This is a genomic window from Humibacillus xanthopallidus, assembly GCF_006717145.1.
Classification (GTDB): Bacteria; Actinomycetota; Actinomycetes; order Actinomycetales; family Dermatophilaceae; genus Humibacillus; species Humibacillus xanthopallidus.
Map to the genome: position 1 here is coordinate 1,092,174 of NZ_VFQF01000002.1, position 24,520 is coordinate 1,116,693.

General features: G+C 71.1%; 24 protein-coding genes. 12 read left to right on the plus strand and 12 right to left on the minus strand.

The annotated features are described in order from the left end of the window. Nucleotides 1–21: 21 nt before the first annotated feature. Nucleotides 22–1,167, minus strand: coding sequence for an acyl-CoA dehydrogenase family protein (locus FHX52_RS15760; protein ID WP_141823265.1), 1,146 nt, complete (start codon nucleotides 1,165–1,167; stop codon nucleotides 22–24). Nucleotides 1,168–1,302: 135 nt separating this feature from the next. Between FHX52_RS15760 and FHX52_RS15765 the strand changes: the two genes are divergently transcribed. Continuing rightward, a complete protein-coding gene (locus tag FHX52_RS15765) occupies nucleotides 1,303–2,577 on the plus strand; it encodes an MFS transporter (RefSeq protein WP_141823266.1) in 1,275 nt (424 codons plus the stop codon). A gap of 8 nt (nucleotides 2,578–2,585) precedes the next feature. On the opposite strand, the gene FHX52_RS15770 is transcribed toward FHX52_RS15765, so the two are convergent. The 4 genes from FHX52_RS15770 to FHX52_RS15785 are packed head-to-tail and all read right to left on the minus strand — an operon-like array spanning nucleotide 2,586 to nucleotide 5,645. Continuing rightward, nucleotides 2,586–3,653 carry an ABC transporter ATP-binding protein gene (locus tag FHX52_RS15770; protein ID WP_141823267.1) on the minus strand — a complete coding sequence of 356 codons (1,068 nt, stop codon included), beginning with the start codon at nucleotides 3,651–3,653 and terminating at the stop codon, nucleotides 2,586–2,588. Next, nucleotides 3,650–4,459, minus strand: coding sequence for an ABC transporter permease (locus FHX52_RS15775; RefSeq protein WP_141823268.1), 810 nt, complete (start codon nucleotides 4,457–4,459; stop codon nucleotides 3,650–3,652). The genes FHX52_RS15770 and FHX52_RS15775 overlap by 4 nt, the downstream gene beginning before the upstream one ends. Beyond that, a complete protein-coding gene (gene modA, locus FHX52_RS15780; protein ID WP_141823269.1) occupies nucleotides 4,456–5,253 on the minus strand; it encodes a molybdate ABC transporter substrate-binding protein in 798 nt (265 codons plus the stop codon). Before modA ends, FHX52_RS15775 begins: the two co-directional genes overlap by 4 nt. Continuing rightward, nucleotides 5,250–5,645 carry a TOBE domain-containing protein gene (locus FHX52_RS15785; protein WP_141823270.1) on the minus strand — a complete coding sequence of 132 codons (396 nt, stop codon included), beginning with the start codon at nucleotides 5,643–5,645 and terminating at the stop codon, nucleotides 5,250–5,252. Before FHX52_RS15785 ends, modA begins: the two co-directional genes overlap by 4 nt. 235 nt (nucleotides 5,646–5,880) lie before the next feature. On the opposite strand from FHX52_RS15785, the gene FHX52_RS15790 reads away from it, so the two are divergent. The 3 genes from FHX52_RS15790 to FHX52_RS15800 are packed head-to-tail and all read left to right on the plus strand — an operon-like array spanning nucleotide 5,881 to nucleotide 7,222. After that, nucleotides 5,881–6,273, plus strand: a complete 393-nt coding sequence (locus FHX52_RS15790; RefSeq protein ID WP_141823271.1) for an ArsR/SmtB family transcription factor — start codon at nucleotides 5,881–5,883, stop codon at nucleotides 6,271–6,273. After that, nucleotides 6,270–6,776: an SRPBCC family protein gene (locus FHX52_RS15795; protein WP_141823272.1), complete on the plus strand. Its 507-nt coding sequence runs from the start codon at nucleotides 6,270–6,272 to the stop codon at nucleotides 6,774–6,776. The genes FHX52_RS15790 and FHX52_RS15795 overlap by 4 nt, the downstream gene beginning before the upstream one ends. 5 nt (nucleotides 6,777–6,781) lie before the next feature. After that, on the plus strand, nucleotides 6,782–7,222 hold the full coding sequence (locus tag FHX52_RS15800) for a VOC family protein (protein WP_141823273.1): 441 nt from the start codon (nucleotides 6,782–6,784) through the stop codon (nucleotides 7,220–7,222). 64 nt (nucleotides 7,223–7,286) lie between these two features. Here FHX52_RS15800 and FHX52_RS15805 read toward each other — a convergent pair whose 3' ends face one another. After that, entirely contained in the window at nucleotides 7,287–8,819 is a 1,533-nt protein-coding gene (locus FHX52_RS15805) for a S53 family peptidase (RefSeq protein ID WP_141823274.1), read from the minus strand. A 370-nt stretch (nucleotides 8,820–9,189) separates the two neighbouring features. On the opposite strand from FHX52_RS15805, the gene gabT reads away from it, so the two are divergent. Next, nucleotides 9,190–10,527, plus strand: a complete 1,338-nt coding sequence (gabT, locus tag FHX52_RS15810) for a 4-aminobutyrate--2-oxoglutarate transaminase (protein ID WP_141823275.1) — start codon at nucleotides 9,190–9,192, stop codon at nucleotides 10,525–10,527. Nucleotides 10,528–10,662: 135 nt separating this feature from the next. Here gabT and FHX52_RS15815 read toward each other — a convergent pair whose 3' ends face one another. The 3 genes from FHX52_RS15815 to FHX52_RS15825 all read right to left on the minus strand — a co-directional run bounded on the left by FHX52_RS15815 (nucleotide 10,663) and on the right by FHX52_RS15825 (nucleotide 14,885). After that, the gene (locus tag FHX52_RS15815) at nucleotides 10,663–13,035 is read right to left on the minus strand and encodes an immune inhibitor A domain-containing protein (protein ID WP_141823276.1); all 2,373 of its coding nucleotides are present in this window, start codon (nucleotides 13,033–13,035) and stop codon (nucleotides 10,663–10,665) included. A 351-nt stretch (nucleotides 13,036–13,386) separates the two neighbouring features. Then, complete coding sequence (locus tag FHX52_RS15820; RefSeq protein ID WP_141823277.1) at nucleotides 13,387–14,211, minus strand: SGNH/GDSL hydrolase family protein; 825 nt, start codon at nucleotides 14,209–14,211, stop codon at nucleotides 13,387–13,389. Then, nucleotides 14,208–14,885, minus strand: a complete 678-nt coding sequence (locus FHX52_RS15825; RefSeq protein WP_141823278.1) for a uracil-DNA glycosylase — start codon at nucleotides 14,883–14,885, stop codon at nucleotides 14,208–14,210. The genes FHX52_RS15820 and FHX52_RS15825 overlap by 4 nt, the downstream gene beginning before the upstream one ends. A 131-nt stretch (nucleotides 14,886–15,016) precedes the next feature. Between FHX52_RS15825 and FHX52_RS15830 the strand changes: the two genes are divergently transcribed. Both FHX52_RS15830 and FHX52_RS15835 read left to right on the plus strand, forming a co-directional pair. Then, nucleotides 15,017–16,264, plus strand: coding sequence for an N-acetylglucosamine-6-phosphate deacetylase (locus tag FHX52_RS15830; RefSeq protein WP_141823279.1), 1,248 nt, complete (start codon nucleotides 15,017–15,019; stop codon nucleotides 16,262–16,264). A gap of 21 nt (nucleotides 16,265–16,285) precedes the next feature. Further along, nucleotides 16,286–16,933 carry an HAD family hydrolase gene (locus FHX52_RS15835; protein ID WP_141823280.1) on the plus strand — a complete coding sequence of 216 codons (648 nt, stop codon included), beginning with the start codon at nucleotides 16,286–16,288 and terminating at the stop codon, nucleotides 16,931–16,933. 169 nt (nucleotides 16,934–17,102) lie between these two features. Here FHX52_RS15835 and FHX52_RS15840 read toward each other — a convergent pair whose 3' ends face one another. Next, nucleotides 17,103–18,398, minus strand: coding sequence for an IS30 family transposase (locus FHX52_RS15840; protein ID WP_141823737.1), 1,296 nt, complete (start codon nucleotides 18,396–18,398; stop codon nucleotides 17,103–17,105). Nucleotides 18,399–18,616: 218 nt separating this feature from the next. Beyond that, nucleotides 18,617–19,036 (minus strand): VOC family protein, encoded by a 420-nt coding sequence (locus FHX52_RS15845; RefSeq protein WP_141823281.1) that lies wholly within the window; start codon nucleotides 19,034–19,036, stop codon nucleotides 18,617–18,619. A gap of 130 nt (nucleotides 19,037–19,166) precedes the next feature. On the opposite strand from FHX52_RS15845, the gene FHX52_RS15850 reads away from it, so the two are divergent. The 4 genes from FHX52_RS15850 (at nucleotide 19,167) to FHX52_RS15865 (ending at nucleotide 22,627) form a co-directional block, all read left to right on the plus strand. Then, nucleotides 19,167–20,528, plus strand: a complete 1,362-nt coding sequence (locus tag FHX52_RS15850; RefSeq protein WP_141823282.1) for a pyridoxal phosphate-dependent decarboxylase family protein — start codon at nucleotides 19,167–19,169, stop codon at nucleotides 20,526–20,528. A gap of 171 nt (nucleotides 20,529–20,699) precedes the next feature. Continuing rightward, nucleotides 20,700–20,999, plus strand: a complete 300-nt coding sequence (napA, locus tag FHX52_RS15855) for a nucleoid-associated protein NapA (protein ID WP_141823283.1) — start codon at nucleotides 20,700–20,702, stop codon at nucleotides 20,997–20,999. Between the two features lie 72 nt (nucleotides 21,000–21,071). Next, entirely contained in the window at nucleotides 21,072–21,536 is a 465-nt protein-coding gene (locus tag FHX52_RS15860) for a GNAT family N-acetyltransferase (RefSeq protein ID WP_141823284.1), read from the plus strand. Next, nucleotides 21,533–22,627 carry a P1 family peptidase gene (locus FHX52_RS15865; RefSeq protein ID WP_141823285.1) on the plus strand — a complete coding sequence of 365 codons (1,095 nt, stop codon included), beginning with the start codon at nucleotides 21,533–21,535 and terminating at the stop codon, nucleotides 22,625–22,627. The genes FHX52_RS15860 and FHX52_RS15865 overlap by 4 nt, the downstream gene beginning before the upstream one ends. A gap of 75 nt (nucleotides 22,628–22,702) precedes the next feature. Here the strand turns inward: FHX52_RS15865 and FHX52_RS15870 are convergent, their stop codons facing one another. After that, nucleotides 22,703–23,941 (minus strand): M48 family metallopeptidase, encoded by a 1,239-nt coding sequence (locus FHX52_RS15870; protein ID WP_141823286.1) that lies wholly within the window; start codon nucleotides 23,939–23,941, stop codon nucleotides 22,703–22,705. Nucleotides 23,942–24,150: 209 nt separating this feature from the next. On the opposite strand from FHX52_RS15870, the gene FHX52_RS15875 reads away from it, so the two are divergent. Then, nucleotides 24,151–24,486, plus strand: a complete 336-nt coding sequence (locus tag FHX52_RS15875; protein WP_141823287.1) for a hypothetical protein — start codon at nucleotides 24,151–24,153, stop codon at nucleotides 24,484–24,486. Nucleotides 24,487–24,520: the final 34 nt, after the last annotated feature.

Here is a 24,520-nt window from a genome sequence, read left to right on the forward strand (position 1 = left end):
CGGCGGGGGAGGTTGACGACGTCAGCGGGTGAGCAGGTGGCGGGAGATGACGAGCCGCTGGATCTGGTTGGTGCCCTCGAAGATCTGGGTCACCTTCGCCTCGCGCATGTAGCGCTCGAGCGGGAAGTCCTCGGTGTAGCCGGCGCCGCCCAGCACCTGCACCGCGTCGGTCGTCACGCGCATCGCGGCGTCGGTCGCGACGAGCTTGGCGACGGCGGCCTCCTTGCTGTAGCCGCGGCCGGCGTCCTTGAGGCGGGCGGCGTGCAGGTAGGTCGCGCGCGCTGAGGTGACGGCGGCCTCCATGTCGGCGAGGAGGAAGGCAAGACCCTGGAAGTCGCCGATGCGACGGTCGAACTGCTCACGCTCCGAGGCGTACTCGCTCGCGCGGTCGAGGGCCGCCTGGGCGAGGCCCGTCGCTGCGGCAGCGATGCCGAGGCGTCCGGCATCGAGTGCCGACAGGGCGATGTGCATCCCCTCGCCCTCGTGGCCGACGAGCCGGCCCTCGTCGATGCGCACCTGGTCGAACATCACCTGTGCCACAGGGTCGCAGTGCAGGCCCATCTTCTTCTCGGGGTCGGCGAAGGAGAGGCCCTCGGCGTGACCCGGCACGACGAAGGTCGACAGGCCCCGGCCGCCGTCATCGGAGGTGCGGGCGAAGGTCGTGTAGTAGTCGGCGTGGCCGGCGTGCGAGATCCACGCCTTGGTGCCCTTGAGCGACCAGCCGTCGTCGGTGCGGGTCGCGCGGGTCGTCATCGACGCGATGTCGGACCCGGCGAGCGGCTCGGAGAGGCAGTAGGCGCCCAGCTGCTCGCCGGAGAGCATCCCCGGCAGGAGGGCCTCCTTCTGCTCAGGTGTGCCGAAGCTCGCGATGGGGTATGCCGTGAGGCTGTGCACGCTGACCCCGACGGCGACGCTCATCCAGACGGAGGCGATCTCCTCGACGACCTGGAGGTAGACCTCGTAGGGCTGGTCTGCGCCCCCGAACTCCTCGGGGTAGGGCAGCGAGAGCAGGCCCGCCCGGCCGAGGGTGCGGAAGGTCTCCTCGGGGAACGTCCGAGCGCGTTCCGCGTCGTCGACCCGGGGCGCAAGGTCCTTGCGGCAGATCTCGCGCGTGAGCTCGATGAGGTCGGTGGCGTCGTCGGTGGGCATCAGCCTCGTCGCTGGCATGGGTAGATAGTAGGACGTCCGAGCATTGTGTCCAAAATGTGAGACGTGTGCGGCGGGGTCCAGGCGGGGTCGGGGCGGGGACCAGGACGGGGAAACGAGATGACGCCGCAGCTGCCCCGGCCCTAGCGTCGGGGCGTGCTCACGCTCCTGCGGCGTCCGCTGCGCGAGGCGCCCGCGATCCCGACGTTCTATGCCCTGACGGCCGTGGCGGCCTTCGCCTTCTCGGCGTGCTTCACCCTGAACCTCGTCTTCCAGTACCGCGTCATCGGGCTCGACCCACTCCAGATGGTGCTCGTCGGCACGGTGCTCGAGCTGACCTGCTTCCTGTTCGAGGTGCCCACGGGAGTGGTCGCCGACCTGTGGAGCCGGCGCGTGTCGGTCATCATCGGCTTCGTGCTCATCGGGGCCGGCTTCGCGGTCGAGGGCATCGTCGCGACGTTCGCGGCCGCCATCGTGGGCAACGTCGTGTGGGGCATCGGCTACACCTTCACCTCCGGTGCGTTGCAGGCCTGGATCACCGACGAGGTGGGGGAGGCGGCGGTCGCTCCGGTCTTCACGCGCGAGACCCAGATCGACCTCGGCTTCACCATCGTCGGGACGCTCGCAGCCGGGGCACTGGGGCTCATCTCGCTCCGGGTGCCGATCATTGTCGCGGGGGCGACGCTCATCCTCCTCGGCATCGGGCTGTGGGTCGTCATGCCCGAGCGGAACTTCCAGCCCACGCCCCGGGGGGAGCGCGAGACGTATGCCCACCTCAAGGCGCAGTTCGTGGCCGGCCTGACGATCGCGCGTACGCGCCGCGTGGTCCGCGTCTTCCTGCTCGTCAGCGTGCTCGCCGGTCTCGCGAGCGAGGTCTTCGACCGGCTGTGGCAGGTCAGGGTGCTCGACAGCTTCGCCATGCCGGAGGTCTTCGGCGGTGACGAGGCCATCGCCTTCACCGTGTTCGCGCTCATCGGCACGGTGGTCTCGCTCCTCGCCTCGCTCGCGAGCGGTCGGTGGTTGCCGCGCCACGTCATCGACGCCCACCCCGGACTGCCCGTCGCCATCGCGGCCGCCGCGCAGATGCTCGCCGTCGCCGGGCTGGCACTCGTCGGCAACCTCTGGCTGGCGCTGGCCTTCGTCTGGCTGCGCGGTGCGGCGATGGCCTTCAGCGGCCCCATCGAGGCGGCCTGGCTCGCCCGCAACCTCGACTCCTCGACCCGAGCCACGGTGCTGTCGATGAACAGCCAGGCCAATGCGATCGGGCAGGTCGTCGGTGGGCCACCGCTCGGCGCGCTCGCGACCCGCACCTCGATCCCGGTCGCCCTCCTCGTCGCCGCCGTTGTGCAGGCGCCGTCGGTCGCCGCGTTCTGGCGGATCCGTCGCCTCGGGGCTCCTGCGCAGCCGGTGGCCGAGAGCTCGTCGAGCTGAGGCGGTGCTCAGCGGGGGTAGGTGCGCACCTCGGTGGCCTTGACGGCGGCCCAGACCTCCGCCCCGACACGCAACCCCAGGGCGGCGACCGACTCGAGAGTCACCTCGGCGGTCAGCGGCACGTCGCCGAGCAGCCCGATCCGGGCCGACTGCCCCTGCATCGTCACCGACGCGATCCGCATCCGCCAGGTGTTTCGCGGTGATCCTTCGGGCTCGTGCGCGTGCAGCGACACGGCCGTCGGCGGGATCGTGGCCCAGACCGCACCTTCGGTGGGGCCGGTCGTCACGATGCGCCCGCCGTCCAGCGTCCGCACGTGGCCGCGCGAATCGCCCTGTGCCGCATACAGGTTTAGCCCGACAACAGTGCCGACGTAGGCGCTGCGCGGCTCGCGCAGCACCTCGCTCGGGGTGCCGGTCTGGGTGACCCGGCCGTCCTCGACGAAGACGAGGTGGTCGGCGAGCGTGAGGGCGTCGAGGGGGTCGTGGGTGACGAGCACCGTCACGCCGCTGTATGCCGCGAGGCGGGTCGCGAGGTCGCTGCGGGTTCGCGCTCTGGTGTCGGGGTCGAGCGCCGAGAGGGGCTCGTCGAGCAGCAGCAGCGCCGGGTCGGTGGCCAGCGCCCGCGCGAGCGCGACCCGAGCCTGCTGCCCGGATGACAGCTCCGCCGGCTTCGCCCCGGCCCGGTCGGCGAGGCCGACCCGGTCGAGCTCGGTGTGCGCACGGGCACGAGCGGCGCCGCGGCCCACCCCCCGGCTGCGGGGCCCGTAGGCGACGTTGTCGAGCGCCCGCAGGTGGGGGAAGAGAAGGCTGTCGGCAAGCATGAGCCCGACGCCGCGCTGCTCCGGCTCGAGGTGGTGGGTGCTGTCGGCCCAGAGCCCGCCGTCGACGCGCACGTGCCCGCTGTCGAGGCGCAGCACGCCCGCGAGGGCGAGCACCGTCGTCGTCTTGCCCCCGCCGTTCGGGCCGAGGACGCCGATGACCTGGCCGGGCTCGGCGGTGAGGGCGACATCGACCTCGGTCGTACCGCGGGTCAGAGCGATTCGGGCGTCGAGTCCTGCGCCGCCTCCGCCGCTCATCGCAGCCACCGTCCGCGCAGGACCCCCAGCACGAGCACGCTGACGGCGAGCAGCATGATGCTGATCGAGATGGCCACCTGCGGGTCGCGCTCGAGCTCGACGTAGACGAGGAGAGGCAGGGTCTGGGTGCGCCCCGGGAAGTTGCCGGCGAAGGTGATCGTCGCGCCGAACTCACCGAGCGCGCGGGCCCACGCGAGTGCGAGGCCACCGGCGATGCCGGGCAGGACGAGCGGGATGCCGACCGTGCGCAGGTAGCGCAGGTCGCTCGCACCGAGCGTGCGCGCCACCGACTCGAGCCGGGGGTCGAGACCGCGCATGGCGCCCTCGACGGCCAGCACGTAGTAGGGCATCGCCACGAAGGTCTCGGCGAGCACGACCGCCACTGTGGTGAAAGGGATCTGGATGCCGAACGGCGTGAGGTACTGGCCGAGCAGCCCGTTGCGGCCCCAGGTCAGGAGCAGGGCCACACCACCGACGACAGGCGGCAGCACGAGCGGCACCGTGAGCAAGGCCCGCACCCAGCTCGTCACGGGATGGTCGGAGCGCGCGAGGAACCAGGCCAGCGGGGTCCCGAGGAGCAGGCAGAGCACGGCCGTGACAGAGGTCGTCGTCAGCGAGAGTCGAAGTGCCGGAAGCACCGTCGGCGTCGCGAGGTCCGACGGGATGCGCGACCAGTCGGCCTGCACGAGCAGCGCGGCGAGCGGGACGACGAGCAGCAGGAGCGCGAGAGCCGCAGGCAGGCCGAGCACGATGCGCGAGGGCCAGCGGCCGGCATACCTCGTCGGCGAGTGGCTCGGAGCTGTCACGGTGCGGCGAAGCCGAAGGCCTGCAACGTGGCTCGGCCCTCGGCGCTCAGGAGGTAGGCGACGAACGCGCGGGACGCGGCGTCGTCGGCGAGGGTGATGACGGGGTAGGACAGCGTCGTGTTGAGCTGCGACGGGATGGTGACGCCCGTGACGGCATCCTTCGCGGCGACGACGTCGGAGTGGTAGACGACGGCGGCATCCGCCTCGCCGAGCTTCACCTTGGCGAGCGTCGCCTTGACGTCGACCTCCTTGCTCACGACGTTGGGCACGACGCGCGCCTTCCTGAACGTCGCCTGGGCCGCCTTGCCGCAGGGCACGGTGTCAGCGCAGAGGACGACCTTGACGGAGGGCTTCGCGAGGTCGGCGACAGAGGTGACTGCGCCGGGATTCGTTGGTGGCACGGCGATCTCAAGGACGTTGGTGGCGAACATCTGCGTGCCCTTGACGAGGCTCCTGTCGAGCGGCTCTGCGGCGGACGTGCCGGCGAGCGCGATGACGGAGGCGGGCGCGCCGTTGTTGACCTGCTGCACGAGGGTGGCGCTCGACCCGTAGGACGTCTCGACGGTCACCCCGGGATGAGCGGCCTCGAAGTCCTTCTTCAGCTGGTCGAAGGACTCCGTGAGCGATGCCGCAGCGAGCACGGTCACGGTGCCGTTCACCCCGCTGCTGGCCGGGCCGGACGAGGCGGAGGTGGAGCCCCCGCACGCTCCCAGGAGGGCGACGAGCAGGGCGGCGGGAGCCGCGAGGGCCAGGCGGCGGGCCCGTCGGGGGGGCAGGGGTGGGGTGGCGCTCATGCCGGGACCTCCACGACGACGTGGGTCGACTTGACGCTGGCCACGGCCACGGAGCCGACCTCGAGGTGCAGGTCGTCGACCGACTCGCTCGACAGCAGCGAGACCATGCGGAACGGGCCGCACTGCATCTCGACCTTGGCCATGACGGTGTCCTGGGTGATGGCCGTGATGATGCCGCGCATCCGGTTGCGGGCGGACGCGCCCCCGATGGCGCCGACCGCAGCCGGATGTGCGAGCTCCTGGGCGACCGCGGCCAGCTGGGCACCGTCGACGGTGCGTCGTCCGGCATCGTCGGTGCCGCCGTCGAGGCGGCCCGCGTCGACCATCCGCCTTACGGTGTCGTCGCTCACGCCGAGCAGGGCGGCGGCCTCAGTGATACGCAGATGCGGCATGAGAGCGACTCTAGCCCCGCAACTGCGCCGCGTCACGGGTTGGGAGCTGCCGCACCCGCGAGCTCGAACCAGAAGGAGCGAGAACCCCGATCGAAAGAGCAGTTCGTCGCGGTCGACCGACCCCGCGCGGCCACGTGGAGGGCGACGAACTGCTCTTGCGACTGCCGAGGGGGTTGACGTGAGGCGCGCCAGAGAGTGTAATCAACGTGTCAGTTGATAAAGGAGTTTGTTGATTATGATGCTCGCCCCCGTCTCGGATGCCGACCTGGACCGCGCCTTCGCGGCCCTCGCCGACCCGGTGCGCCGGGCGATCATCGCCCGCCTCAGCCGGGGCGCCGCGACGGTCAACGAGCTCGCAGAACCCTTCGAGATCAGCAAGCAGGCGGTGAGCCGGCACATCCAGGTGCTCGAGCTCGCCGGCCTCGTCAGTCGCAGCCGCGACGCCCAGCGGCGCCCCGTGCACCTCGAGGCAGCCCGGCTCGAGGCGTTGACGGCGTGGATCGACCGCTACCGCCTCGTCACCGAGCAGCGCTTCCGCGCGCTCGACGCCGTCCTCAGCGAACGCGTCGACGCCATCCCCACCACCGACAAGAACAGCACCACCACCGACAAGGAGCAGCAGTCATGAGCAACGCACTCACCCTCGACATCCCCGCCGGCGTCCCGTGGATCGACTTCACACGCGACTTCGACGCACCGGTCGAGGCCGTCTGGAACGCCCACCGTGACCCCGAGCTCGTCCGCCAGTGGCTCGGCCCGCGCGGCTACGAGATGGACATCGAGCGCTGGGACTTCACCCCGGGCGGCGGCTACCGCTACGTGCACCGCAACCCCGACGGCATGGAGTTCGGCTTCCACGGCACGTTCCACACGATCCGTGACAACGACCTCGCCATCCAGACCTTCGAGTTCGAGGGGGCGCCCGACGAGGTCGCGATCGAGTTCATGCGCTTCGTCGACCTCGGCGACGGGCGCTGCCGCCTCGAGGGACGCAGCATCGGCCGCACCGTCGAGGGCCGCGACATGATGGTCGAGAGCGGTATGGAGAAGGGCATGTCCGAGGGCTACGAGCGTCTCGAGGAGCTCGTCGCCCAGCCCACCCCCGTGACCACCGCACCGGCGCAGGGCTGAGCCCCGTGGACTGGACCCTCGAGGTCGTCATCGTCCCGGTCAGCGATCTCGATGCCGCCATCGCCTTCTACCGCGACCAAGTGGGCTTCACCCTCGACCACGACACGACGAACGAGCACATGCACGTCGCCCAGCTGACGCCGCCCGGCTCCGGCTGCTCGATCGTCGTGGGCGACCTGCCGTCGCAACGGTCGATGGCGCCCGGCAGCCTCCACGGGCTCCAGCTCGTCGTCGCCGACGCCGCTTCGGCCCGTCAGGAGCTCGTGGGCCGCGGAGTCGAGTGCTCCGAGATCACCGTCTTCGACGAGCGCGACGGCGGCACGTTCTTCGGCTTCGCCGACCCGGACGGCAACTCGTGGGCGGTGCAGCAGATCAGGGCCCGGGCCGACCAACCGCTCATCCCCCGTGAGCACCGGGGCCGCTTCGGCGAGGGTGTCGAGCTCTGAGCGAACCGGCGACGTCCGTGCCCGGGCCTGGAAACCAGGCCCAGGCACGGACGTCGCGCGTCGGTCAGTTGCCGTGCACCGCCTGGACGAGGTCGGGCAGCAGCACTGCTGCGTTCGGCGTGCCGAGGCCGGTCACCGGGTCCCAACCGGACGTGGCCGGGTAGCCAGCGACGCTGGGGTCGGCCGTGTTGTTGCCGAGGGTGACGTCGTGGAAGTCCGCGGCATACCGCGTCGCGTTGGCGCCGATCCGGTAGAGCCCCGGGTTGATGAGGCCCAGGCCGCCGCCGTTGATCTGGTCTGCGATCGCGACGAGCCCGGCCCACTCCGGGCAGGAGAGCGACGTGCCGCCGACGTCGTACCACCCGGTGCTGCAGGGTGCGCCACCGCAGATCAGCCCGCTCGTTCCGTCGGGAGGCAGCGACACGTAGATCAGGGCACCGGTGCCGGCGCTGGCCTGCAGGCCGATGTCAGGGACGCCGCGCTTGCTGCCGATCGGTGTGCTGCCGGCGGGCAGGGTCGACTGGTAGTCGGGCCTGTCGAAGATGCGGCTGAAGCCACCTCCGGAGAAGGTCCACCCCACCTCGGCTGCCTGCGGGTTCGCCTGGCACTTGGCCGGGGGGTGGATGCTGTCGACGACACGACCGGCCGTCGCCTCGGCGTCGGTGCACAGGTAGGTGCCCCCCACGCCCGTCACGAGCGGATCGGATGCGGGCCACTCCACCGTCGGGTAGGGGATGAGAGCCCCGCCCGTGCTCACCGGCTGCTTCATCGTGTTAGCCGTGCCGCCGTCGCCGGACGAGCCGAGCACCGTGACGCCGTTCTGGGCGGCGGAGACGAACGCGTGCCTGAGGTTCAGCAGCGACTGCGTGCTGCCGAAGGCATCCTCGGCGGAGGCGAAGCTCTGCGAGATCACGTTCGCAAGATGGTGGTCGACGACGTACTGCTCTGCGGCCATCATCTGTGGGAAGCCCTGGACCCCAAGGGTTTCGGAGTTCGGGGTGGTGACGAGGAGGATGTTGGCACCCGGAGCCATGGAGTGCGCGCTCTCGACGTCGAGCGACACCTCGAGCGCCCAGGCGGACTTATCCTGCAGGCCGGGGCTCTTGCTGGTCGGCGGAGGTGCCTTCGTTGCCGGACTGCCCTGAAGGTGCAGCTCGCTGAAGGTCGGCATCCCCGCGGTGCAGCTCACCGACTCCTCACCGCACATGGCGGGCAGCCCGAACGCCTGGTCGTAGACGTGCAGGTCGTGAGCCATCGTGTCGCTGCCGTGCGAGTCGACGATGGCGATCGTCATGCCGCGGCCGTCGAGGTGGCTGTCGATCAGGCTCTGGACGTTGTAGGCAGCGCGCGTCGACGTCGGCGTGAAGCACCGGCGTCCCGCGGAGTAGCACTGCGCCGCCGTGGGCGGGGTCGTCGAGGCTGTCATCTGGACGTAGTCGGACACCGCCGGGTGAAGGCCCGACAGGGCCGCGGTCGCCGACCCCGTCGAGACAGGAGCGGCGGTCAAAACGGTCGAGGCGCCGCTCGTGGCAGCGCCGAGGGTGGCCAGGGCGATGGCGCTGATGGTCGCCACCGCTCTCGCTTGGGTCTGGATCATCGTTGCTCCAAGCTTCCCGAGTGGATGTGATCTGCGGATCGAATCCTTCGGCTGACCGGCGGCGGACATCGGCGTCGACAGCCACCTCCCAGCGAACCGCTGCCACGCCGCGGGCACCACAGCGCCCTGGAAACTCAGTGCGAATTCACGGGTTGCGTGCAGGATCGGCTCCGCGTGCGTTCGGCCCAGACCGGGCCCCGCCGCAGCGCCATCGCAGGCGCGCGTCGTCGACCCGGGTGCACATTCAGTCGCACCAGCCGGCCCGGAGCGACGATATGCGTCGCCCACGGGGCCCGACGTGACGGATTGCGCACATCGGGGCACGGACTGCGGGTTCCGCCGGAGGCCGGCCGGGCGGCATACTGACCCCATGAGCAACGTCCCCCAGCAGCGGCTCCTCCAGACCGCGATCCCCGGCCCGAAGTCGGCCGCGCTCCAGGCCCGCAAGACGGCCGCCGTGTCCGCCGGTGTCTCCACCGGCCTCCCGGTCTACGTCGAGCGCGCCGGTGGCGGCATCCTCGTCGACGTCGACGGCAACCAGCTCATCGACTTCGGCTCCGGCATCGCCGTGACGACGGTCGGCAACGCCGCCCCACGCGTCGTCGACCGCGTGACGGCGCAGGTGCAGGACTTCACCCACACGTGCTTCATGGTGACCCCCTACGAGGAGTACCTCGAGGTCGCCGAGGCCCTCAACGACCTGACCCCCGGCGACCACGACAAGCGCACCGCGCTCTTCAACTCCGGCGCCGAGGCCGTCGAGAACGCCGTCAAGGTGGCCCGCCACTTCACCGGCCGCAACGCCGTCGTCGCCTTCGACCACGCCTACCACGGCCGCACCAACCTCACGATGGCGCTGACGGCCAAGAACATGCCGTACAAGCACAAGTTCGGCCCGTTCGCCGGCGAGGTCTACCGCGCGCCGATGAGCTACCCCTACCGCTGGCCGGGTGGCCCCGCCGACTGCGCCAAGGAGAGCTTCGACGCCTTCGTCAGCCAGGTGCACGCGCAGGTGGGGGAGGAGAACCTCGCCGCCGTGATCCTCGAGCCGATCCAGGGTGAGGGCGGATTCATCGTCCCCGCACCGGGATTCGTCAAGCAGGTCGCCGACTGGTGCACCGACAACGGCATCCTCTTCATCGCGGACGAGGTGCAGACGGGCTTCTGCCGCACCGGCGACTGGTTCGCGAGCGAGCACGAGGAGGTCGTGCCCGACCTCATCACGACCGCCAAGGGCATGGCCGGTGGCCTCCCGCTCGCTGCCGTCACCGGCCGCGCCGACGTCATGGACTCGATTCACGGCGGCGGCCTGGGTGGCACCTACGGCGGCAACCCCGTCGCCTGCGCGTCGGCTCTCGGCGCCATCGAGACGATGAAGGAGGAGGACCTCTGCGGCCGCGCCAAGCAGGTCGAGGCCCTCTTCGTCCCGCGCCTGCAGGCGCTCGCCGAGCGCTACCCCCAGATCGGCGACATCCGCGGCCGCGGCGCCATGCTCGCCGTCGAGCTCGTCAACGGCGCGGGCGACATCACGCCCAACGCCGCGCTCACCGCCGCCGTCAACAAGGCCTGTCACGCCGACGGCCTCGTCACCCTGACGTGCGGCACCTACGGCAATGTCTTCCGCTTCCTGCCGCCGCTCGCCGCGAGCGACGAGCTGCTCAGCGAGGGCCTCGACATCTTCGAGAAGGCGTTCGCCGCCTCCGTCTGAGGCGCCGTGACCCCGAGGAGGTATGCCGTCCGGTTGCCTTGCAGCGCAACGGAACCGGACGGCCTACCGCCTGACAAGCCGAGAGGCCCGCCCCCGTGAAGGGGCGGGCCTCTCTGTGTCGCAGGCGGTTACCTGTCAGCGCTTCCAGACCTTGACCGTCATCGACGTGCCGTTCTGGCCCGTGATGCCGATGTTGACACCGTTGTTAGGGACCTTGACGCCCGTGGTCGGCGTGCTCGGGTACCAGTACTGCTTGCTGTCGTCGAACACCGGCTGGGCGGGCTTGCCCGTGATCCGGTAGCCCACGCTGTTCTTGTGGTACGTGAACGAGTCGGACGTCTCCAGCGAGAACGGTGCGTCGTAGCCGGCGATGCGCGGACGCAGCAGCGTGCCGTCACCGACCGGCACCGGTGCCGGGTTGGCGTCGACCGGCAGGATCTCGCCCTCGCCCGGGTGCGCGCCGGTGTTGTTGTCGGCCTGCGAGAGGTCCCAGTAGCTGATGAGCAGGCCGTCCTGGTAGGGGAAGTGCTCGACGAAGTCAGGCTTCGTGTTCAGCCAACCGAAGTTGTACGGACCGCTCTTGAGGTACTGGTCGAACGACACGTAGTCGCGGTGTGAGGCGATGTAGTAGTTGGGGTAGTCCATGGTCGTCTCACTGCCGACTGCCGAGAAGCCGTCGAGGGTCCAGCCCTCGTTACCTGTCTCCGCGCCGGAGTTGACCAAGATGGTGCCACCGGAGACGACCTGGACGTCGTCGACGAAGAAGCCGCGCTCGGTGTAGGCCGGGTCGGTCGCGTAACGGAATCGGAGGCTAACCGTCTTACCCGCGTAGGCAGATAGGTCGAACGTCGCGGGAACCCACGTGTCGTTCGTCGTGCCGGTGATGCCGTTGTTCTCCTTGCCCGTGATGGTGCCCGGGATCGTGGCCCAGCCGGAGCCGTCGTTGACCTCGACATAGGCGAAGTCGCAGGTGCAGTCCTCGATGAAGTAGTTCGTCTGGAAGGACAGCGTCGAGGTGCCTGCGGCGAGGGTGACGTCACGGGTCATCGTGGCGTTGGTTGCGTCCTCACGGCCGCCGTACCAGGACTTCGAGCCGGCGTACGGCGTCGCGAGCTTGGTGACGACGGTCTTGTCGGGAAGGCCGACGATGACAGCCTGCTTCTTCGCCGAGTTGTACTCGTGGGGGCCAAGGTCGACCGTACTGCCCGCGGCCGTGACGGTCGGGATGTACTTGTAATCGAGCCAGCCGAGGAACAGCTTCTCCCAGGCGCCGAAGTCGGAGCCGCGCGAACCGATGGACTTATCCTTGGGTCCGGCCTGGCGGCTCTGCGCCATCATCGACCACCAGTTGACGCCGTTGTCGGCACCGGTGGCGCTGTCGTAGAGGTCGGGAAGGCCGAGGTCGTGGCCGTACTCGTGGGTGAAGACGGACATGCCGCCGTTCTCGGGCTGGATCGTGTAGTCGCCGACCCACATGCCCGTGGTGCCGATCTGCGTGCCACCGTTGAGGTTGCCCGCGGGGCCCTGGCTGCCGGCCGTGTTGTAGTACGCGAACCAGCGGTGCGACCAGATGGCGTCCTCACCCTGGATGGGGTCGCCGTCGGCCTGGTCGCCACCGGCGTGGACGATCTGGAAGTGGTCAATGTAGCCGTCGGGCTCGTTGAAGTTGCCGTCGTTGTCGGCGTCGTAGCGGTCCCACTGGTCGTAGGTCGCGAGGGTCGCCTTGATCTGGGTGTCGGTCTGGCCCTTGGCCTTCTGGTCGGCGACCCACTGGTTGACGCCGTCGCGCACGAGAGCCCACGTGTTGGTGCACACGTGGGAGCCGCAGAAGTCGCGGCCGTAGCGGGCCTCGTTGTAGGGCACCTTGACCCAGTCCGAGACCTGGCCGTCGATGCTGTAGCGGCCCGAGCTCTGGCGCTCGTACCACTGCTTGACGGTCTCCTGCGTGCCACCGGCGCCTATCGTGCCGCCTGTGCCGAAGTAGAGGTTCTGGAAGTAGTCGCGGCTGTAGTTCGCGTTCCAGTTTGTCGAGTTGTCGAGGCTGCGGTCGGGCTGCGGGATCGCGTTGTGCAGCGGTCCGTCCCACGTCGTCGGACCGGGGGTGTTCGGGTCGGAGTCGACGTCGGGGTAGCTCGCGCTGCGCTGGTTGCCGAACTCCGCGAGCACGACGAAGATCTTGTCGGTGCCCTCGCGGCTGAGCTCGACGTACTCGTCGGTCGCGCCACTGCCCTTCTTGCCGGTGGAGATTTTGGCGACGGTGCTCTTGCCTTGCTTGACGGCGGTGGCCTTGCCGTCGAGGACCTCGGTCAGGGCCCGCTGCTTGAGAGCTCGCGCCTTGTCCTGCTGCGGGCTCGAGAAGTCGTCCGAGCCGGCGGGTGCAGCGGCGTCGCCGACGTGCACCGTGTTCGGGCTGGCGTTGGGAAGAGCGCCCACCATCGGAGCTCCGATGGACACCCCCATCCCTGCGGCCAGGGCGAGGCTGAGCAGCCCCACAGACGTCCTACGCACTGATCCTCCTTGACGGGCGGCCGTCGTCGGCCGCCGGTCCGCGCGATGCGCGTGGCCCGATCAGGGTCACGCGCACCAGTGATGTCGGGTTGGGGCTCCCCCGAGCAACCCGAGAAGGAGAATGGCAGCGCCAGTGGGCTCGCGCCAGAGGTTGAGCCCACTAATTTCAGGAGTTTTTCAGGTGGCAGGCAGACCGCTCTGAAGAAGATGCCGTATGCCGCGTGGTCGGCGAAGGATCCGAAGGCCGCTCCCCGAGACTATTGGAGAGCGTCCGGGAGCGTCGGAGGGCCCGGACGTCTGGCGGTCTCAAGGGGACTCAGGCGGACGGCATACCTGCGTGGATGGCTGGGGTCAGTGCTGGTCGAGCGGGGCGACGTCGGGGCGCTTGGCCTGGCGGTGGTCGCCCGACGATCGGCCGGTGAGTCGGCGGTGGACCCAGGGGCCGACGTACTCCTTGGCCCACTGGGCGTTGGCCTGCAGCGCCTCGCGGCGCCCGATCGGCGGGGCCGGCTCGAGCGGTGTCGCCCAGTCGGTCTCGGCCGGAGTGTGTCCCAGCGCCTCGAGCGCGGCGAGGGAGACGCGCCGGTGGCCCTCGGTCGTCATGTGGATGCGGTCCTCGCTCCACATCCGCCAGTCGCGCAGGGCGTGCAGGCCCCACTGGTCGATGACGTGGGCGCCGTTGCGGCGCGCGATGCTCCAGATGTTGGCCGTGTGGATCGCGGCGCGGCCCCTCGTGGCCTTGACGAGCGGCGCGTCGGCCGGGTCGACGGGGGTCGCCATGAGCACGTCGGCGCCGGTCGCGCGGATGCGGGCCACCGCGGCCTCGAGGCGCGCGGCCAGCCCGTCGAGGTCGGCCTTGGGGCGCAGGATGTCGTTGCCGCCACCGACGATGCTGACGAGGTCCGGTTGCAGGGCGAGGGCGTCCTCGAGCTGCGGACCGACGACGTCGTCCAGCTTGCGACCGCGCACGGCGAGGTTGGCGTAGCCGAAGTCGAGCCCCTCCGTGCGGGCGATCTCGGACAGGTGCGACGCGAGGCGGTCGGCCCAGCCGGCGAACTCGCCGTCGTGGCCGAAGGTCGGGTCGTCGTCGCACATGCCCTCGGTGAAGGAGTCGCCGATCGCGACGTAGCGCGTCCAGACGGTCGGTCCGGAGACCTCGGGGGTGGGCTGGGTCATGTCAGCCTCCAGTCGATGGGTGCCGCGCCCTGCTGGGCGAGGAGGTCGTTGGTGCGGCTGAAGGGCCGCGAGCCGAAGAAGCCGGAGCGTGCCGAGAGGGGCGACGGGTGGGCCGACTCGATGCGCGGCACGTCGCCGAGCATGGGGGCGAGCGACTGGGCCTGACGGCCCCAGAGGATCGCAACGAGTGGCCCACCGCGCTCGACGAGGGCCGAGATGGCTTGTGCCGTAACGGTTTCCCAGCCCTTGCCCTGGTGGCTCGCACTGGCACCGGGACGCACCGTGAGCACTCTGTTGAGCAGCATGACGCCGCGCTCGAACCACGGCGTGAGGTCGCCGTTGCCCGGTGTCGGCAGGCCGAGGTCGGTGCCGAGCTCGACATAGATGTTCTGGAGTGAGCGCGGCACCGGTTGCACGTCGGGTGCCACGCTGAAGCTCAGCCCCACTGGGTGACCGGGCGTCGGGTAGGGGTCCTGGCCGACGACCAGCACGCGCACATCGGGCAGCGGCAGCGAGAAGGCCCGCAGCACGCGGTCGCCGGCCGGGAGGTAGCCCCGGCCCGCGGCGACCTCCGCGCGCAGGAACTCGCCCATCGCGCTGATGGTGTCGGCGACGGGTTCGAGGGCTGGCACCCAGGTCGGGTGGACGAGCTCACTGAGGGGTCGGGCCGGCACGGGCACACGCTACCCCCGCCCGCCCGCCGACCCCGGATCGAGGTGATCCTGGCACCGACGTGGCTTCCGCGATCACCTCGAATCGGGGAGTGGGGGAGGCTGAGGGTGGTGGTGCGACAGAATCGGTGGCGATGAACGCCACGCTCCGCGGACCCGCCCTCGTCGATGACGCCGTGCTGCCCGACGTGCTCGTGCGCATCGAGGGCGACCGCATCGCAGCCGTCACGCCACTGACCGGCACACACGGCCTTCCGAGCTCCACCCAGGGCTCCACACACGGCGCCGCCCGTGGCCCCGGTGATCCACTCGTCCCCGACCCCCGCACGTCTGGCAGCGCGGCCGCTGCTGAGGTGGTGAGCGGGACGATGCTGCCGGCATACGTCGACATGCACTGCCACGGGGGTGGCGGCACGGCCTTCACCGACCTCGACGACGCGGCCGCCGCGCGTGCCGCCGAGCACCACCACGCGCGCGGCACGACGAGCCTGCTCGCGAGCCTCGTGACGATGACGCCTCGCGACCTCGAGCGGGGGGTCGCGATGCTCGCGGAGCTCGCGGACGACGGGCTCGTCGACGGCATCCACCTCGAGGGTCCCTGGCTTGCCGAGGCGCGCTGCGGCGCCCACGACCCCACGCTCCTGCGCGACCCCACTCTTGCGGAGGTGGAACGCCTGCTTGCCCTGGGGCGCGGACACATTCGCCAGGTGACGCTCGCGCCGGAGCGCGACCACGGGCTCGACCTCGTGCGCTGGCTCACCGCCGCCGGAGTGCACGCGGCCGTGGGGCACACGACGGCGAGCTTTGCGCAGGTCGAGCAGGCGCTCGCCGCCGGGGCCGACGTCGCGACGCACCTCTTCAACGGGATGGACCCGTGGCACCACCGGGTGCCCGGAGCCGTGCCCGCCCTGCTGCGCGGGGCAGCCCGCGGCGTCGTCGTGGTCGAGGTCATCGCCGACGGGGCGCACCTCTCCGACGACACCGTGCGCACCGTGCTCGACCTCGCCGGTGCGGGCTCGGTGGCTTTCGTCTCCGACGCCATGGCCGCGGCCGGGGTGGGCGACGGCGCCTACGCGCTCGGCGGCCTGTCGGTCGTCGTCGACCGCGGCGTCGCGCGCCTCACCCGCGACCCCGACGGCACGTCGCCCGGCTCGATCGCCGGCGGCACGAGCCACGTCGCCGACATCGTCAGCCGACAGGTCGGCCTCGGGCTGCCCCTGCCGTATGCCGTCCGGGCCGGTTCGCGCACGCCGGCCCGCCTGCTCGGGCTGGCTGACCGCGGCTCGATCGCGGTCGGGGCGCGCGCGGACCTCGTCGTCGTCGACGAGGCGCTGAGGGTGCAGCGGGTGATGCGGGCCGGACGCTGGCTCGGCGAGGGCTGACGGGTTGGCTACGCTCGCCCGGTGACGACTCCCCGCTGGTCCACTGCCGTCTTCGATCTCGACGGCACGCTGGCCGACACCATCAACCTCATCGTCGAGTCCTACCAGCACGCGTTCCGCACCGTGCTCGGTCGTGAGGAGGACCCCGAGGTCATCAAGTCGTGGATCGGCCGGCCGCTCATCGGCGCCTTCCGCGACCACTCGCCCGAGCAGGCCGACGAGCTGTATGCGACCTACCTGCAATGGAACTCGGACAACACCGAGCGGCTCATCCGCACCTATGACGGCGTCATCGACGTGCTCGGTGACCTGCGCGAGGCCGGCGTGCACGTCGGCATCGCCACGTCGAAGCGGCGCGAGTCGGCCCAGCAGGCGATGGACATCCTCGGCATCAGCCAGCACGTCGACGTGCTCGTGGCGATGGAGGACACCGAGCGCCACAAGCCCGACCCGACGCCGCTGCTGCTCGCGCTCGAGCGGATGGGCCGCAGCAGCAACGCCGCCGTCTACGTCGGTGACGCGGTCGTCGACGTGCTCGCGGGCAAGGCCGCCGGCATGGACACCCTCGCCGTGACGTGGGGTGCCGGCCAGCGGGAGGCGCTGCATGCCGTGCGGCCGACCGTCGTCGCCTCGAGCGCGGACGAGCTGCGCGCCGCCTTCCTCGGCTGAGCTGCGCTACGAGCCCTCGGACTGCTGACCCAGGAAATCGAGAGAGCAGTCCGTCGGCCCACCCCCGGTGGTGCGCGGTCCGGGAGGAGGCCGACGAACTGCTCTCTCGATTGGGGGGGGCGGGCCCGGGGGAAGGCCGACGAACTGCTCTCTCGATTGGGGGGCGGTCTCAACTCGTCGGTGCAACGGTGAGTAGTTGGTTGAGTTTAGCGGCGGGGGTGTGGAATCCGAGGGTGGCTCGGGGTCGGGTGTTGAGCAGGCGCTCGACCTCGGCGACGCGTTCGTCGTCGATGGTGGTGAAGTCGGTGCCCTTGGGGAAGAACTCGCGGATCAGGCCGTTGGTGTTCTCGTTGGTGCCGCGCTGCCAGGGTGAGTGCGGGTCGCAGAAGTAGACGCTGCAGCCGGCCGCGACGGTGAACCGGGCGTGTTCGGCCAGCTCGGAGCCCTGGTCCCAGGTCAGGGTCTTGGCCAGGTGGCCCGGCAGGGAGGTGACCATCTCGATGAGCCGGTCGGTGACGGTGGCCGCGTCGTGGCGGCCCGGGAGCCGGGCGATCATCGTGTACCGGGTGGCGCGTTCGACCAGGGTGATCGCTGCGGTCCGGTTCCCGGCGCCCATGACCAGGTCGCCTTCCCAGTGCCCGGGTACCGCCCGGTCGGCGACCTCGGCCGGGCGGGCGGTGATCGTGGCGTCCCCGACCCAGGACTTCCCCCGGGGCCGGGCGGCCAGCTTGCTGGCCGGGACCCGGGTGGTGCGTCCGGAGCGCAGCGCCTTCTCCCGGGCCAGCTCCGCCCGCAGGCTGCCGCGGCCCTGGACGTAGAGGGCCTGGTAGATCGTCTCGTGAGAGATCTGCATGGACTCATCCTGCGGGTAGCGCAGCGCCAGCTCGCCCTGGATCTGCTGCGGGGACCAGTGCGCGTTCAACCCCTGGATGACCGCGGCCCGTAACGGGGCGTGCTCGGGCCGGTCCAGCTTCCGCTGCTGCGGCCGGGCCCGGCCCGCGACGGTGCGGACCTGAGCCGTCCGCGGCGAGTACACCCCGTTCAGGCGGTGGCGCTTCAGCTCGCGGCCCACCGTGGCCCGATGCACCCCCAGCTCACGCGCGATCCGCGCGTGGGACCACCGCTCCCGGCAGCGCAGCACGATCAGCCCGCGCCCGGCCTCGGTCAGCTGGCCACGCTCATCAGTCCAGTCCCCGGCGAGCACGAGCTCCGCATCGAGCGCGTCGTCCAGCCCCGTGTCGAGCCCCCTGTCGAGCCCCATGTCGAGCCCGTGCGCTGTGGCCGGCTCGCGCAACCCACCGCGTGGACCCATCCGTAACGACATGCCTGCATTCTTGGCCCACCGCTGCACCGAGGAACGATTCGTCCCCAGCTCACGCGCGACCGCACACGCCGACAGCCCCTGACCCAGCAACGTCAGCACCTGCGCCACGTCGTCCTCGGAATAGACCCGCCCACGAACCATCGCCAGCACCTCCACGATCCCGTGTTGCGCCGACGATCTGAGGCCGCCGGGGGGCGGGCCCGGGGGAAGGCCGACGAACTGCTCTCTCGATTGGGGGGCAGGCCCGGGAGAAGCCGACGAACTGCTCTCTCGATTGGGGGCCGGCTCGGCGGACGGTCTGCCGGAGCCGCCGACGTCGGCTGAGCTGCGCGCCGGGCTGCCGTCCCCGCCGCGTCAGCTCACCACCAGCAGAGGCAGAACGGGTGGCCGACAGGGTCGGCGTAGACGCGGTAGCCCGCTGTCGGCGTGTGCGCGTGGCTGTGCAGGTGACGGGCGCCCAGGGCCACCGCCCGCTCGTGGGCGGCCTCGATGTCGCCGACGTGGAAGTCGAGGTGCAGCTGCTGCTGCACCGGCGGCTCCGGCCACGTCGGTGCGACGAAGCCAGCGGCGCGGTGGAAGCCGATCGCCGTGCCTCCACGGGGCGGGTCGAGGGTCACGGCCCCGCCCTCCTCGTCGGCCTCCGGGCCGACCTCGGGCATCGGCCAGTCGAGCAGCCGGGCATAGAAGCCGGCCAGCGCTGCCGGGTCCGGGCAGTCGAGCACCACGGCGTCGAAGGTCGGGACAGCAGCAACACCAGCAACGGGCACAGTCGGATCCATGGTGACTCCTCGTCGAGTCCGGGCCGGTTGGGACCAACCGGTCATCTCGCCCACCGACGCTACCCGGCTCCGGGGACAGCGGACCCTGAGGCCGTCGGAGACTCCCCGCGAGAGGGCCTAGCATCGCCCCGTGCACAGCTTCGACAAGGACCCTGACCACATTGCCGTCGACAAGGTCCTCACCTACGCCCGTGAGCGCCTCCTCATGGACCCGATCCCGCTCGACGGGCCGCAGTCCGAGGACTACCTCCTCTCGGCGGCCGGGCAGACGATCACGGCGGCCGGGCTCGGCTCGACCCGCGCGATGGAGCTCTTCGAGCACACCCTCGCGCCGGCGTGCCTCTCGACCGACCACCCGCGCTACCTCTCCTTCATCCCGTGCGCGCCGACCCGCGAGGCCGCGGCCTTCGACGTCGTCGTCGGTGCCTCCTCGATCTACGGGGGGTCCTGGATGGAGGGCGCCGGAGCCGTCTACGCCGAGAACCAGGCGCTGCGCTGGATCGCCGACCTCGCGGGCCTGCCCGAGGAGGCGGGCGGCGTCTTCGTGCCCGGTGGCACGGTCGGCAACCTGTCGGCACTCGTCACCGCACGGCATACGGCCCGGGCCAAGGCGGTCGCCGAGGGCACCGGCGCGCGGCCCTTCCGCATCGCGGCGACGGACAACGCGCACTCGTCGGTGGTCTCGATGGCGGCGGTCATGGACGCGGAGGTCTGCGGCGTCGTCGTCGACGACATGCTGCGCATGACGGGCCCGGAGCTGCGGCGCACCCTCGAGGAGCACGGCCCCGAGACCTTCTTCGCGGTCGTCGCGACGAGCGGCACGACGAACTTCGGCGTCGTCGACGACCTCGACGGCGTCGCCGAGGTGTGCGAGGAGTTCGGCCTCTGGCTGCACGTCGACGGTGCCTACGGCGGCGCGGGGCTCGCGGCGCCGTCGGTGCGCCATCTCTACGAGGGCATCGAGCGCGCCGACTCCTTCATCGTCGACCCGCACAAGTGGCTCTTCGCGCCGTTCGACTGCTGCGCCCTCATCTACCGCGACCCCGAGCTGGCGCGCATCGCGCACACGCAGGAGGCCGGCTACCTCGACGTCATCACGAAGTCGGCGGAGTGGAACCCCACCGACTACTCGATCGGCCTGACGCGCCGTGCCCGCGGGCTGCCGCTCTGGTACTCCCTCGCCGTCCACGGCACCGACGCCTACGTCGAGGCGATCGAGGACACGCTCGCGGTGACGCGGCACGCGGCCGCCGAGATCGACAAGCGCCCCTACCTCGAGGCGGTGCGCGAGCCCGACCTGTCAGTCATCGTCTTCCGCCGGCTCGGCTGGTCGGCGGAGGACTACCAGGCCTGGACCGACCGGCTCCTCGACCGGGAGTTCGCGTTCGTCGTGCCGACGAGCTTCCGCGGGGAGACCCTGACGCGCTTCGCCGTCGTCAACCCGCACACGACGAAGGAGGACGTCACGGCCATCCTCGACACGATGGCGTGAGGGGCTGATGGGACTGGTGTTACCCGTGGAACGCGCTGTCCGGAGAAGCCTCCGGACACGCCCCGCCGCGACCTCGCAGGCGAATGACACCCCTGTCATTTCGGTCTATGGTGGGGACGGAGCCAACGCTTGACCGCACCACCTGACGACGACCGCAGCGAAGACGGGGACATGAGCACAGACCACGCCACGGCGCAGCCGCACCGCCACGACTCGGAGGACGGCCTGTCGGCCCGCGACCTCGAGATCCTGGCCTTCGAGCGCCAGTGGTGGAAGTACGCCGGCTCCAAGGAGCAGGCCATCAAGGAGCTCTTCGACATGAGCTCCACGCGCTACTACCAGGTCCTCAACGCGCTCCTCGACAACCCCGACGCCCTCGCAGCGGACCCCATGCTCATCAAGCGGCTGCGCCGGATGCGCTCCAGCCGCCAGCGCGCCCGCACGAGCCGTCGCCTCGGCATCAACGTCTGACGCCACCCACGCCGGCGTCTGCTCGGTTCGCACGTCCACGCCTGCGCGCGCTCGTCGTGGTTGACTTCGAGCATGGCCGAGGTCGTGATCCGTCGCGCGGGTCCCGATGACGCGTTCGTCGTCGCCGCGCTGCACCTGCAGTTCGCCCGCGAGCTCGGTATGCCGTCCGAGCAGGGCTACCTCGACCGTTTCGTCGACGCGTGGCTGGCCGACCGGCCGGACCGGCCGACGTGGATCGCCGAGAGCCGCGGCGAGCACGCCGGCCTGCTTGAGACGAGGCGCATCCGGGCGCTGCCGTGGCCGGGCCGCAAGGACGTGAGCTGGCTGCACGTCGGCGGCCTCTTCGTCGCGCCGACCTGCCGCGACCGTGGCGTGGGTCGCGCCCTCACCGAGGCGATGATCGAGTGGGCGCGCACCACCGACGTCAAGTGGATCCGGCTCAACGCACCTGACGCGCGGGCACAGGAGTTCTACGAGCGGCTCGGCTTCAGCTCGCCCGGTCGCCTCATGGAGTTCGAGCTGCGGGACTCGCGGTGACGGCGGCTCCGGACGGTGGGGCGCAGCACCCCGCGGGCGCCGGGCCGACGAACTCGCTCGTCGACGTGGCGGGCATCCGGGTCGGGCACCACACGCGCGAGGAGCCGGGCTGGCTCACCGGTGTCACGGTGGTCGTCGCGCCGGCCGGCGGAGCCGTCGCCGGGGTCGACGTGCGCGGGGGAGGCCCCGGCACCCGCGAGACCGACCTGCTCGACCCGCGCAACCTCGTCGACAGGGTCGACGCAGTGGTGCTCGGCGGCGGCTCGGCCTTCGGGCTCGCCGCGGCCGACGGGGTCATGGACGCGCTCGCCGCCGACGGCCGGGGCTGGCCGATGGCCGATCCTCCCGACGCCACGAGGGTCGTGCCGATCGTCCCGGCCGCGATCCTCTTCGACCTCGGACGCGGCGGCAGCTGGGCCAACCGCCCTCGTGCCGAGGACGGCAGGGCGGCATACGCGGCGGCGACGGACGCGGTGGCCCAGGGCAGCGTCGGGGCGGGCACGGGCGCCAAGGCCGGCGGCCTCCGCGGAGGCGTGGGCTCGGCAAGCGTCGTGCTCCCCTCGGGCGCCACGGTGGCGGCCCTCGTCGTCGTCAACGCCGTCGGCTCGGCCGTGGACCTCGAGACCGGGCTGCCGTATGCCGTCCGGCTGGGCCTTCCCGGGGAGCTCGGTCACGTGCGGGCGCCGAGTCAGGCGGATCTCGCTGCGGCACAGGCCCGCTCGCTGGCCGCGGTCGAGGCGGGAGAGGCGGCCGTGCCAGGGCTCGCGACGACCATCGGGGTCATCGCGACCGATGCGACGCTGACCAAGGCGCAGTGCCAGAAGATGGCCGGGGTCGGGCACGACGGCCTCGCCCGTGCGGTGCGACCGGTGCACACCCTGTTCGACGGCGACACCCTCTTCGCGCTCGCGACGGGGAGCGGGCCGTCGTCAGACCCCGTCGAGCAGACGATGGTCATGGAGGCCGGCGCCGACTGCGTGGCCCGCGCGGTCGTGCACGCGATGCTCGCGGCAACGTCTGTCGACCGGACCGCTGACGGTGGCGTCGCGCTGCGGTCGTGGTCGGACGCGTTCCCCTCAGCGCTCACCTGACGTCCGCAGCCGCGGGGCGGCGGCCGGACGGCGAGCCGTGAGTCGGCCGGGGGTCGGACGGGGGTCAGCGGGGAGTCAGAAGCAGGCCTCGAGGAGCTCGTGCGAGAGCTCGCGCGACAACCCCGGCCGGAGAGTCCTCAGCTCGTGGTCCGCAGCCTCCACGAGCAGTCGTCGCGTGGCGAGGGCCGCCGCGTCCACCGTGACGGGGCGTGCAGTGATGACCTCGAGGCGCAGGTCGTCTCGCGGGTGGCCGTCGTCCCAGCGCAGGCCCGTCGCTCGCGCACGTGCATGGGCCTCGCTCACAGCGGTGGGGGTGGGCGCGGGCCGCGCGCGCACCTGCTCGAGCGCCTCGAACGGGTCCTCCCGGCGACGCACGGCGGCGCCCGCCAGGGTGAGCAGGCCGCTCGTGTTCATCATCGAGAGCATGAGGCGCTCGGTCGCCACCGTGCCGGCGATGTCGGCGGCGCGCAGGTCGGCGAGGCACTCGCGTCGCTGGCTGTCACGCGCGGCCAGGCGCTCGAAGGCGAGCAGGAGGGCGAGGGAGGGGAGCGAGAGGACGCGGAGCAGACCCGACCCCATCCAGTTCATCGTGGCGGTGCCGCCCCACCCGCCGTCGTCGACGGTGGACGGAGTGAGCCCGGAGTAGGCCCCAGCAGGCAGCGGAGTGATGAGGGTGGCGAGGCGTTCGAGCACCCGGTGGGCCTGCCCGACCACGACAACCCGGCCCTGGTCACGGCCGACGAGGTGGCCCAGCTCATGACCGAGGAGGGCGATGCGTTCGTCGTCGGTGAGGCAGGTCCAGCAGGGCAGGCCGATGACGAGAGCCGGCCGCAGACGCCACCCGGTGCCCGTCACGAAGGCGTTGAAGTCGAGGTTGACGTGGATGCTCGCCGGCGGGCGCACTCCGAGCTCAGTCGACAACGCCGCCACGAGGCGGTGCGTGCCGGGGAAGTCGTCGCTCGACAGTGTTGGGGCGTCGGCCACCCGGTGCGGCCGGGGGAGCAGACCGGCCATGACGACCCACCCGAGCACCACGCCCGCCCAGCCCAGCCAGCCCTTGGGCGCAAAGGTCGCCCAGGTCAACACGGCAAAGGCCGCCACGAGCGCGATGAGCACGACGGCCGAGAAGGTGAGCAGGCCGGTCGACGCCAGCGGCGGCTTCGCCGCGTGCCCGTGGGCGACGAGCTCGCGGTGGACCCGCTCCGCGGCCCGGTCCACCGACGCCCGTTGCTGGCGGGCGAACCAGGAGAGCCGCTCGTCCTCCGGAGTCGGCAGGGGACGGGACGGCGGTGCAGCAGGGTGCGGCTCTGACACGGTGGTCCTTCGGCGACGAGTGGGATGGCCGGATGCTAGCCGCTGCGATCCGGGGAATCGCCTCCTGAACCCGCCTTGAAGCAGGAGACTTTGAGCACCTCATCTTCACGGGGCGCCCGGCGGGGGCAGGCATTCGTTCACCGCCAACAGAACAGGAGCTCGCGATGGCCAGGTCGTTCCGACACCTCATCTCCGGAGTTCACGGACGAGTGTCCGAGACTTTCACCCATCCCGACTGGGGAATGCTGTCGTCACAGTCGGTCGTGCACGTCTCGGCCGGACAGGTCATCACCCACGAGGCCGGACCGAACGACATGATGTACGGTCCCAACACCGACGCCGGCCAGCTCACGACGCAGCCCTTCTCCTACACCGTTGGAGATGCCGACGTCTGGGTCAGCAACGTCTCTCCGCTGGGCCTGGGGGAGGTTCCGGACGCGGAATCGGGCGGGGTGGCCTACGTCCTGCACGTCGACTCGGCCTCACCCATCGACGTCGCTGTCACGATCACGCTCGAGGACCAGACCGTCTGGGCCGTCGACTGACGACCGTTCGGGTAGCGGCGTTCGTCCGGGCCAC